11 protein-coding genes are annotated in these 10,183 nt (G+C 64.7%); 5 read left to right on the forward strand and 6 right to left on the reverse strand.

Annotated elements, in window-relative coordinates; genetic code table 11:
- Nucleotides 1-524: SH3 domain-containing protein (locus EOA32_RS38840; protein ID WP_245499400.1), on the reverse strand; the 524-nt coding region annotated here is incomplete at its 3' end.
- A gap of 449 nt (nucleotides 525-973) precedes the next feature.
- A complete protein-coding gene (locus tag EOA32_RS27245; protein WP_128373364.1) occupies nucleotides 974-1,330 on the reverse strand; it encodes a helix-turn-helix transcriptional regulator in 357 nt (118 codons plus the stop codon).
- Between the two features lie 213 nt (nucleotides 1,331-1,543).
- Here EOA32_RS27245 and EOA32_RS27250 point away from each other — a divergent pair, with 213 nt between their 5' ends.
- Nucleotides 1,544-2,722, forward strand: coding sequence for an MFS transporter (locus tag EOA32_RS27250; protein WP_128373365.1), 1,179 nt, complete (start codon nucleotides 1,544-1,546; stop codon nucleotides 2,720-2,722).
- A gap of 27 nt (nucleotides 2,723-2,749) precedes the next feature.
- Here EOA32_RS27250 and EOA32_RS27255 read toward each other — a convergent pair whose 3' ends face one another.
- Nucleotides 2,750-3,349, reverse strand: a complete 600-nt coding sequence (locus EOA32_RS27255) for a LysE family translocator (RefSeq protein WP_128373366.1) — start codon at nucleotides 3,347-3,349, stop codon at nucleotides 2,750-2,752.
- Between the two features lie 100 nt (nucleotides 3,350-3,449).
- Between EOA32_RS27255 and EOA32_RS27260 the strand changes: the two genes are divergently transcribed.
- Nucleotides 3,450-4,316: a LysR substrate-binding domain-containing protein gene (locus EOA32_RS27260; protein WP_128373367.1), complete on the forward strand. Its 867-nt coding sequence runs from the start codon at nucleotides 3,450-3,452 to the stop codon at nucleotides 4,314-4,316.
- A gap of 50 nt (nucleotides 4,317-4,366) precedes the next feature.
- Here the strand turns inward: EOA32_RS27260 and EOA32_RS27265 are convergent, their stop codons facing one another.
- From EOA32_RS27265 to EOA32_RS27275, 3 genes are all read right to left on the reverse strand, one after another.
- Entirely contained in the window at nucleotides 4,367-5,017 is a 651-nt protein-coding gene (locus EOA32_RS27265) for a dihydrofolate reductase family protein (protein WP_128373368.1), read from the reverse strand.
- A 97-nt stretch (nucleotides 5,018-5,114) separates the two neighbouring features.
- Nucleotides 5,115-5,957: a methyltransferase domain-containing protein gene (locus EOA32_RS27270; RefSeq protein WP_095832364.1), complete on the reverse strand. Its 843-nt coding sequence runs from the start codon at nucleotides 5,955-5,957 to the stop codon at nucleotides 5,115-5,117.
- Between the two features lie 45 nt (nucleotides 5,958-6,002).
- Complete coding sequence (locus EOA32_RS27275) at nucleotides 6,003-7,352, reverse strand: Nramp family divalent metal transporter (protein ID WP_095832365.1); 1,350 nt, start codon at nucleotides 7,350-7,352, stop codon at nucleotides 6,003-6,005.
- 227 nt (nucleotides 7,353-7,579) lie between these two features.
- On the opposite strand from EOA32_RS27275, the gene mntR reads away from it, so the two are divergent.
- From mntR to EOA32_RS27290, 3 genes are all read left to right on the forward strand, one after another.
- On the forward strand, nucleotides 7,580-8,032 hold the full coding sequence (gene mntR, locus EOA32_RS27280; RefSeq protein ID WP_066994948.1) for a manganese-binding transcriptional regulator MntR: 453 nt from the start codon (nucleotides 7,580-7,582) through the stop codon (nucleotides 8,030-8,032).
- A gap of 365 nt (nucleotides 8,033-8,397) precedes the next feature.
- Entirely contained in the window at nucleotides 8,398-9,312 is a 915-nt protein-coding gene (locus tag EOA32_RS27285) for a neutral zinc metallopeptidase (protein ID WP_095832366.1), read from the forward strand.
- A 144-nt stretch (nucleotides 9,313-9,456) separates the two neighbouring features.
- Nucleotides 9,457-10,183 (forward strand): MFS transporter (locus tag EOA32_RS27290; protein WP_145971363.1); only part of this gene is annotated, 727 nt, incomplete at its 3' end.

Below are 10,183 nucleotides of genomic sequence, written 5' to 3' on the forward strand. Positions count from 1 at the left end.
GCGTCTGGGGCAGGGGTGTCGGACTCCGTGATTGCCGAGGCGGCGAAGGCGAGGGCGTAAGCGTCCTGCATGGCGATCGCGCTGATACCGGCCGCGGATGGCGGAGCGGCCGGCTCGCTGCGACCCAGGCGCGCGGCGATGTCCGGCTGCGGTTCTTCGGCAGGCTCGGGCGCGTTCGCTTCCTGTGGCAGGCCGGCGTCGGTTGCCGGCACGGCGGCATCCTCGGGCGCCGGGGCCGGGTTGTTCGGGCTGAGATAGCGGGCCGGCGCCCATCCGACGATATGCGCGTCCTGCGTGTCCTCGACCTTGCACCAGGGATAGTTGTTGACGGTCTTGCAGCCGTAGTTCTTCACGGCCGTGCCGTTGGGCAGGCGCGCCGCGATCTTTCCATCCGGGGAGGCGGTGGTGCGGATGTTGAGGAGATCGTCCGGGGCGAGGCCGCCGATGATCGAAATGATCGTGGCTGGCGCGTCCTGGGCCAAAGCCGGCACGGCGGCCAGCAGCAAAGGTGCGGCGATCAGCAATGTCGATCGGAGCGTGACTTTGCGCTTCATCCTTAAATGCACTGCAATCCTGGCGCTTCCGCTCAATCAAATATGAACTTCGTTCAACCCTGGATATGAGCTGGGCTCAATCCTGAATATGAGCTTCGCTCAATCTAGATATGAGCTGCGCTCAATCTTTGTAAATCCGGTCCGCGGCGCGTGCGCCCATTCCGGCCGTCCCGCTGCTTCGGCCTGCTTTGCGGCAGCTTCATGGTCGTAGGCGACGGCGATCGCCTCGAAGCGGTCGCAGCGGCCGGAGGCATCCGCTCGACGATGCCGTAGGGCGCTGCCGGCTGCCCTGCTCGGAGACATGCGCGCCGCCGGGAATGCGGATGAGCTCGCTGCGATGGCTATGGCCGCACAACGCGATCCGGCAGGCTGGAGGGCCAGCACGTTGCCATGGATGTCGGCCAGAACGGCAATGCGCATCAGGCGTCGATCTCGGCGTCGGTGGTGCCGACCGCTGGAAGCGCCTTGTCCTCGCCGGCGGCCGCGATCACGCTGTCGAGCAGGCCGGGAAAGCGCCTGTCGAGGTCGTCGCGGCGCAGGGTGATCAGCCGGCTGGTGCCGACCGCTTCGGTGCGCGTGACGCCCGCCTCGCGCAGCTTGGCGAGGTGGTAGCTGAGATTGGTCTTGGAGGCGAGGTCGAGGAACTTGCCGCAGTTCATCGGCACGCCTTCCTTGCTGGCGAGAAAGCGCACGATTGCCAGCCGGGTCGGGTCGCCGAGCACGGCAAGCACGATCGGCAGGCTGATCTGATCGGCGGTCGGATGAGGCAAGGTCATGGCTGAGAATTAAGCGCAAACGGAACCAACTTCAACGCGTCTCCTCTCCTTGCTTGGTTACACGTCTACTTGCTTGGTTACACGGCTTCCCGGTGTCTACGCGGTCCTGACACAGGGCTGTCAGCAGGGTTCGGTTAATTTGCCCAAGCTCCGTTGACATCATGCTTCTTCATGTCCAATTGTTCAATAACTTTTGAACAAAGGACATATCCCATGGACAAGCGGATCTTCTGGCTTGCGCTCGGATCGTTTGCGATCTCGACCGAAGGCTTCGTCATCTCCAGCCTTCTTCCCGATATCGCCGCGGATGCCGGCATCTCCGTTCCGCTCGCCGGCTCGCTGATCACCGCCTTCGCGCTTGCCTATGCGATCGGCGCGCCGATCCTGGCGACGCTGACCGGCGAGTGGGACCGGCGGCGCGTCATCCTGTGGACGCTGGTGTTCTTCGTCATCGGCAATATCGTCGCGGCGCTAAGCTCGTCCTTCGAATTGCTGCTCATCGCACGCATCGTCATGGCGCTGTCGTCCGGCCTGTTCGCGGCAACCGCGCAAGGCACCGCCGTGGCGCTGGTCGACGACCATCACAGGGCCCGCGCCATCGCGGTCGTGGTCGGCGGCACCACGGTGGCGGTCGCGGTCGGCGCGCCGCTCGGCGCGCTGGTGGCGGCGATTGCCGGCTGGCGCGGCACCTTCTTCGCCATTGCCGGCCTCGGCGCGCTTGCAGGAGCGATCCTGTGGTGGCGGCTGCCGCGCGGTATTGTCGGCACCAGGTTGCCGCTCAAGGCGCGGCTCGCGGCGGCGGTCCGTCCCGGCGTGTTGCCGATCCTGGTCACGACCATGCTGGCGCTGGTCGGCGCCTTTACCGTCTTTGCCTTCATCGCGCCTCTGGCGATCGAGGGCGGCGGCCTCAGCCCGCTGGCGCTTCCCGGCATGCTGCTTGCCTTCGGCGTTGGCGCCGTCATCGGCAACATCGCCGGCGGCCAGGCGGCGGACCGTTTCGGCGCGGCGCGCACGGTTTGCTGGTCGCTGGGGCTGAGTGCAGCGATGCTCGTTACCCTCTCGCTGATCCCGACCTTCCTGCCGCATTCGATCGCCGGGCCGGCGCTGATGGGCATGATGGTGCCGTGGGGCATCGTCGGCTGGGCCTTCCCGCCGGCCCAGGCGAGCCGGATCATCAAAATAGCGCCCGATGCCGCCCCGATCGTGCTCTCGCTCAACGCCTCGGCGCTCTATTTCGGCGTCGCCCTTGGCGCGGTGGTCGGGGGCGCGGTGCTGCGCTTCGGCGCGCCGGCCGATCTCGGTCTGGTCGCGGCTGTATTCCCGATCGTCGGGCTGGGTGTGGTGCTCGCGGGTCGCGCGCTCACCCGCCCGATCGCGATGCCGGCGGAATAGTCTTCGCGAACTGAAGACTTGCCCGCCTCAGGCTGGCCGCCACATCTGCAGGATGGAGGCGGCCAGCAGCAGGCCAAGCACGATGTTGAGCGCGCGCCATTGCCGCTCGGTTCGGAGCAAACGTGCCAGCAGCGTGCCGGCTACGCACCAGAGCGACAGCGAGACGGCCGCGGCAAGGCCGAACACGGCACCGAGCAGCAATGCCAACTGCAAGGGGCCGTCGGCAAGCGCCGCGAAGGAGGCGGCCGCACCCAGGCCCATCGCCCAACCCTTGGGATTCATCCACTGGATGCCGGCGCCGCCGAAGAAGCTGTTCGGCCTGGCCATGCTCACGTCGAGCTTTGGCGTGCCGCTGCGGCCGATCCTGATCGCCAGCCAGATCAGATAGAGCGAGCCGGCGATCTTCATCGCCAGCTGGAGCGAAGGGACGGCGGCAAGCAGCCCGGCGAGGCCGGCAGCGCCCGCCGCCGCCACCGACGCCAGTCCCGCGGCGCTGCCGGCCATCAGCGGCACCGATCGGCGAAAGCCGAACTGCGCCCCGGATGCCGTCGACAGCGTCGTGGCGATGCCGGGCGTCGAGGTCGAGATCAACGCGAACAGGACAAGGGGGATGATGGTTTCGGACATCCAAAGCCTCCACGGTGGAAGGAGCCTGCATGTTAGGCGCTGGGCGCTATCAGTAAATGCAATGTTGGATATGGTCTGCATTAGTGATTATAATGCAGCGATGTTCCGCGATCTCGACACCACACTTGTCCGCACCTTCGTGACGACGGCCGACAAAGCCAGCATGACGGCCGCGGCCAACGCCCTCAATCTGACCCAGGGCGCCGTCAGCCAGCAGATCAAGCGGCTGGAGGAGATCCTTGGCCAGATGTTGTTCGAGCGCGACCGCCGCGGCTTGAGACTGACGCGTTCGGGCGAACGGCTGCTCGACAAGGGCCGGCGTCTCTTGCGGCTCAATGACGAGATCCTGGCGGAGATAAGCGGCAAGGCGGTCGCCGGCGGGGTGCGGATCGGCGTGCCCTACGATCTTGTCGGCACATTGCTGCAACCTGTTTTGAAAACCTACGCTGAAGCCTATCCGCAGGTGGAGATTTCGCTGGTCTGCGCCTCTTCGCCGGAACTCGCGGCGGCGCTGGCGGCGGGGACAATCGACCTTGCTGTCATCGAGGAGCGGGCCGGTCCGACGGCCGGCGAATGCCTGGTGGTCGACCGGCTGGTCTGGGTCGGCGCCAAAGGCGGCTCCGCGCGCCTGAAGCGGCCTTTGCCGGTCTCCATGGTCGCGGATACCTGCGCCTTCCGCCCGGCGGTGCTGGCGGCGCTCGGCACGCATGGGCTCGATTGGCGCACCGTGTTCGAGAACGGCAACATCGACGCAACGACCGCAACGGTACGGTCGGACCTTGCGGTGACCACCTGGCTCGCCTCGACGGTTCCGGCCGACCTCGACATCCTGTCCGACGCCGACTTACCGGCGCTGCCGAATTTTTCCGTCAACCTGCACCTGCCGAAGCATGCGGTCACGCCGACGGCAGAGGCATTCGCCACTCATATCCGCGAGGGTCTGGCGCGGCATCGCCAGGCAGCGTGAGCGACACTTTTCGTTCCTCGCCCCCGCTTTGGGGGCGAGGAACCTTGGCGCTATTTCCAGTTCTTGCGCCGTTCGAGCTCGGCTTCGGAAGGCTGCTCTGTCGCAAAAGATCCGGTCTTGACGTCGCCGCCACGTTCATAGGTCGCCATGATGACACCCGTGCTGGTGGTTTGCGACTTGATGAGCTTGAAGGCGGCGGGCATCGCGTCATCGCCGAACAGGCGCTTGCCCTTGCCCAGCAACAGCGGGAAGACCATCAACCGGATCTCGTCGATCAGCCCATTGGCGAGCAGGGTCTGGATCAGATTGCCCGAACCCTGGATGAGCAGATCGGGTCCGTCTTCCTGCTTGAGCTGCCTGAGTCTGGCAACGACATCTGGTCCAAGCGCCTGCGTGTTCTGCCAGGTCAGGCTATCCGGCCGATGCGTCGCGACATATTTGGTCGCCGGGTTGAAGGCATCTGCTATCGGATCTTTCTGATACGGCCAGTACGCGGCGAAGATGTCATAGGTTCTGCGACCGAGCAGCAGGGCGAAGGGCGTGGAGAACAATTCGCCCATTGCCTCGCCCGCCACCTCGTCAAAGTAATGGAAGGTCCAGCCGCCGAATTGAAAGCCGCCGACCGGGTCTTCTTCCGGGCCGCCCGGCGCCTGCATGACCCCGTCGAGGCTGACGAATGTGGCGGCGATAATCTTGCGCACCTGTCTTCTCCCTTTTCGTGATCCGTGCCGTCGCGGCCGGATTTCGGCCTAAGGACGGGCGACGAGCCTGCGTTCCGACACAGACTCCCGCAGATTTCTATCGTTCGCTGTCGGCGCGCATGGCGCGGGACGAAAACCAGACATCGCCGAACACGGCGGTGGCGGTTCGATCGGGCGCCTTGTCTTCGGTCAGCCAGATCGAGCGCGTGCGGCTGGCGCGTTCGCGGGTTGGCACTTTTGCGTCCGGGCCGGCGAGGGAGGCGCCGACGCAAGGGATGAACCAGGAACCCATGAAGGGCCGGCAGGCGAACCCCGCCTGCATGCGGGTGACCAGCACGGCGAGGCCGATACGCTGCGCCGGCCGCCAGGGGAAGATCAGCCGGCCGCCGGGCCTGAGCGCCCTCAGCCACGCAGGGGGCGGGGCAATGACGGCAGCATTGACATAGATGATGTCGGAGGGCGGCAGCGGGCCGGCGACAGCGTCGCCGGCAACGACCTCGACATTGGGGTAGGCCGCGAGGTTCACCTTGGCTTGCGCGGCGAGATCTGCTTCGATCTCGAAGGCGGTGACGCTGCCGCCGGGCTCGACCAGCCTTGCCAGCAGCGCGGTGTAGTAGCCGGTGCCGACGCCGATATGGGTGACGGCTTCGCCGGGTTTCGGTTCGATCTTCCCGATCCACATGGCGTGCAGAACCGGTTCGCCGTTGTTGATGCCCTTGTCGGCATCGAGCACCACCAGCACGTTCTGGTAGATGTAGCTTGGATCGGCAGTCGGGGTTTTGAACGCTCCGTCGCCGGCAAAGACTGTCCAAGGTCCAGGGCCGAGAAAGGCCTCGCGCGGCACGGAGGCGAACGCCTCCTCGATGCGGGGATCGGCGGAGCGCGCATGCGCGGCCATCAGTTTGGCGTAGAATTTTCGGGCGTCGTCCGAAACGGTCATGCTTTCAGAAGATAGCGCGGCCGGCCGGGATGTCGCGGCTCGAACTCAGCCGGCAAAAGTGTCGAAGAGCAGCTTGAAGTTGAGCACCAGGATGATCGCCGCGACTACCCAGGCGAGTGCGGCGACGCCGCGCGAGATGACGAAACTGCCCATCTTCTTCTTATCCGAGACGAACTGCACCAGCGGCACAACGGCGAAGGGCAACTGCATCGACAGGATGACCTGGCTGAAGACCAGGAGCTGGGCCGTGCCCTTTTCGCCGTAGAGCGCGGTGACGATCACGACGGGGACGATGGCAAGGCCGCGCGTCAGCAGGCGGCGCGCCCATTGCGGAATGCGCAGACGCAGGAAGCCTTCCATCACGATCTGGCCGGCAAGCGTGGCGGTGACCGTCGAGTTGAGCCCGGAGGCGAGCAGCGCGACCGCGAACAGGATCGAGGCAATGCTCAAGCCCAACAGCGGCGACAGCAATTCGAAAGCCTGACCGATCTCGGCGACATCCTGGTGCCCGGTGCCGTGGAAGGCCACTGCCGCGACGATCAGGATGGACGCGTTGACGAACAGCGCCAGGATCAGCGCGATGGTCGAATCTGTGGTCGCCCACTTGATGGCATCGCGCTTGCCTGCATCGGTGCGCTCATAGGCGCGGGTCTGCACGATCGAGGAGTGCAGGTAGAGATTGTGCGGCATCACGGTGGCGCCGATGATGCCGATGGCGATGTAGAGCATCGTCGGGTTGGTGACGATCTGGGACGACGGCACGAACATCGAATGCAGGATTGTGCCTGCGGGCGGGGCGGCGACGAAGATCTGGATGGCGAAGCAGCCAAAGATGATGATCAGGAGCGCGACGACGAACGCCTCGAGATAACGGAAGCCCCTGTTCATGAGCAGCAGCACAAGGAAGGCGTCGAGCGCGGTGAGGACGGCGCCGCCGATCAGCGGGATGCCGAACAGGAGCTGCAGCGCAATCGCCGTGCCGATCACCTCGGCGAGGTCGCAGGCGATGATCGCCAGTTCGCAGGCGATCCAGAGCAGGAAATTTACCGGACGCGGATAATAGGCGCGGCAGGCCTGCGCGAGGTCGCGGCCGGTGGCGATGCCGAGGCGGGCGGCCAGCGCCTGCAACAGGATCGCCATCAGATTCGACAGCATGATGATGAAAAGCAGCGTGTAGCCGAACTGGGCGCCGCCGGCGAGGTCTGTCGCCCAGTTGCCCGGGTCCATATAGCCGACCGAGACCATATAGCCGGGACCCATGAAGGCGAACAGGCGGCGGAACCAGAGACCGGTGTCGGGCACCCTGATCGAGGCATTGACCTCGCGCAGACTGGGCTGCTCAGTCTCATCGGAGCGGGCAAATTGCCACGAGGGACGGGACACTGCTTCTGACATCGGGGGGTCCGCTGGAAGGGTATCGAGGATCGCCACTATGTATGCTAAGGCTGAACATTATGCAACAGGCTATACTTCATTGTTCAAGCTCTTGTGATGCAAGCCGACAGGCGCCGCGTGCAGCAGCAAACGCCGGGTTGCGCCGACCCGGGAATGCAAATAAACGGCCAGAGCACTACGGTCCGTGCTATGAGTGCGGAGCCGATTCAGCCATGAAGGAGCGCGTATTGGCGCTGAGGAACAGACCAGTTCGACGCGAAAAGCCGCTTCCTGATGCCGAAATCCATTCGGAAGGGTTCAGGCAGACCCGCGAAGCGCGCCGCAGCGCGCTTGTCGAGGACTATGTCGAGCTGATCGCCGATCTGATCGAGGACGGAAACGAGGCCCGTCAGGTCGATATCGCGGCCAGGCTTGGCGTCGCGCAACCCACCGTGGCAAAAATGCTGACACGGCTCTGCGCCGACGGGCTGGTGTCCAGGAAACCCTATCGCGGGGTGTTTCTCACGGACGCCGGTCGCAAGGTGGCGCAGGAGAGCCGCATCCGTCACGAGACTGTCGAAGCCTTCCTGCGCTCGCTGGGTGTCAGCGCCGAGACGGCGCGGATCGATGCCGAGGGCATCGAGCACCATGTCAGCGCCGAGACGCTGGATGCATTTCGCAGGGCGATGACGACACGCTGAGCCCGGCCAGCGTTAAACTTCCCGACCGACGAGTCGCTGGAACCGCCGAACGGCACGCACGTTGCTCCTGACGTTGCGCGATGATCGCGTGGAAGGGAGGAAGCGACGGGCGTTGAACAGGCACGGACCACGAAGGGCAAGAAAGCGGCCAACGGGTTGAGACACGCGGCGGCTCGTGACGAGCGCAAGACCGAGTCCGAAACCGGCTCGAAGCAAAAGCTTTGATTTCATCCCATCTGGAGCCGGACGCGCGGTCTTTTCGTCAGCAAAAATGCTGTGACTCGGCGTGACCGTTGCGATAATTGTCTGAAGGGGGCGGTCATAGGCCGGACCTTCCAGAACATCTGCATTGCGAGGAAGTTGCCATGCTTTGGAGAGGCCGCCGTCAGAGCGACAATATCGAGGACGAGCGCAGCGACAGCGGCGGCGGGTTCGGCGGTGGCAGTCCGCGGCAGTTCCGCGTTCCGATCGGGGGGCGAGCGGGCGGCGGCGGCAGCATCATCTTCGTCATTCTGGTGGTTCTCGCCGGATGGTATTTCGGCTTCGATCCATCGCAGATCCTGGGTGAAGGTGGTGGCCTTGTGCCGGGCGGCGGCCAGATTACCGAAGACAGCAGTTCGCCGGACAGCGGCGCGCCCGCCTCGGACGAGATGAAACAGTTCGTGGCGACCGTGCTCGCCGAGACCGAGGACACATGGAGCGGTATCTTCAAGGCCAATGGCCTCACCTACGAGGACCCGAAACTGGTGCTGTTCAGCAGCCAGATCCGGTCGGCTTGCGGCTTTGCCTCTTCGGCGGCGGGACCGTTCTATTGCCCGGGCGATCACAAGGTCTATCTCGACATGACCTTCTTCCAGCAGCTCGACCAGCAGTTCGGCGCCTCGGGTGAATTCGCCCGCGCCTACGTGATCGCGCATGAGGTCGGCCATCACGTGCAGAACCTCACCGGCATCATGTCGAAATTCAACCAGATGCGGCAGGGCATGGGCGAGGCCGAGGCCAATCAGATGTCGGTCCGGGTCGAGCTTCAGGCCGACTGCTTCGCCGGTGTCTGGGCGCACTATACCGCGCAGAAGGGCATTCTGGAGCAGGGCGACATGGAAAGCGCGCTGAATGCCGCCAAGCAGATCGGCGACGACACGCTGCAGAAAAAAATGCAGGGCTATGTGGTTCCGGAAAGCTTCAACCACGGCACGTCGGCGCAGCGGCAGACCTGGCTGGCGCGCGGCTACAAGAGCGGCAAGCTTTCGGACTGCGATACATTCAACAATCCGGTCTGAACAGCGACGCAGGGCTGCGGCACCGCGGCGGGCTGCCGGGAACTGATGTCAGGATGAGGCAGTTGCGGTCGTTCGCTTATTGTTCCGGCCGGCTGGCTCGCCTATAAGAGCCTCCCGTCCAAGGCGGCCGAGGAGCTTGTCACCATGATCGACCCCAAGACCGCCAAGCGGGGCCTTGCGCTCGTTTTCACGACGCTGCTGCTCGACGTCATCGGCTTCGGCATCATCATGCCGGTGCTGCCGGCCTATCTGCAGGAACTGACCGGCGTCGGCGTCAGCGAGGCGGCTATCGAGGGCGGCTGGCTGTTTTTCGTCTATGCGGCGATGCAGTTCTTCTTCGCGCCTGTCATCGGCGGCTTAAGCGACCGTTTCGGGCGGCGGCCGATCCTGCTTGCCTCGGTGCTCACCTTCTCCATCGACAATCTGATCTGCGCCATCGCCTGGTCCTATCCGATGCTGTTCATCGGACGCGTGCTCGCCGGCATTTCGGGCGCCAGCTATTCGACGACGTCGGCCTTCATCGCCGACATCTCGAACGACGAGAACAGGGCCAAGAATTTCGGCCTGCTCGGCATTGCCTTCGGCGTCGGCTTCGTCATCGGCCCGGTGCTCGGCGGACTGCTCGGCACGTTCGGGCCGCGCGTGCCGTTCTACTTCGCCGCCGGGCTCGCCTTCGTGAACTTCCTCATCGCGATGTTCTTGCTGCCGGAGACGCTGGACGAGCAGCATCGTCGCCGCTTCGAATGGAAACGCGCCAATCCGGTCGGCACGCTGATCCAGATGCGCAACTATCCCGGCATTGGCTGGATCGGGCTGGTCTTCTTCCTGATGACGCTCGGCCACATGATGTATCCGGCGGTCTGGTCATTCG

The organism is Mesorhizobium sp. M1A.F.Ca.ET.072.01.1.1 (assembly GCF_004023325.1).
GTDB lineage: Bacteria > Pseudomonadota > Alphaproteobacteria > Rhizobiales > Rhizobiaceae > Mesorhizobium.

Coding starts and splice junctions, on each gene's coding strand:
- EOA32_RS27270 (WP_095832364.1), bottom strand. CDS start 5,957: ATGACCGTTTCGGACGACGCCCGAAAATTCTACGCCAAACTGATGGCC.
- EOA32_RS27250 (WP_128373365.1), top strand. CDS start 1,544: ATGGACAAGCGGATCTTCTGGCTTGCGCTCGGATCGTTTGCGATCTCG.
- EOA32_RS27245 (WP_128373364.1), bottom strand. CDS start 1,330: ATGACCTTGCCTCATCCGACCGCCGATCAGATCAGCCTGCCGATCGTG.
- EOA32_RS27285 (WP_095832366.1), top strand. CDS start 8,398: ATGCTTTGGAGAGGCCGCCGTCAGAGCGACAATATCGAGGACGAGCGC.
- EOA32_RS27255 (WP_128373366.1), bottom strand. CDS start 3,349: ATGTCCGAAACCATCATCCCCCTTGTCCTGTTCGCGTTGATCTCGACC.
- EOA32_RS27260 (WP_128373367.1), top strand. CDS start 3,450: ATGTTCCGCGATCTCGACACCACACTTGTCCGCACCTTCGTGACGACG.
- EOA32_RS27275 (WP_095832365.1), bottom strand. CDS start 7,352: ATGTCAGAAGCAGTGTCCCGTCCCTCGTGGCAATTTGCCCGCTCCGAT.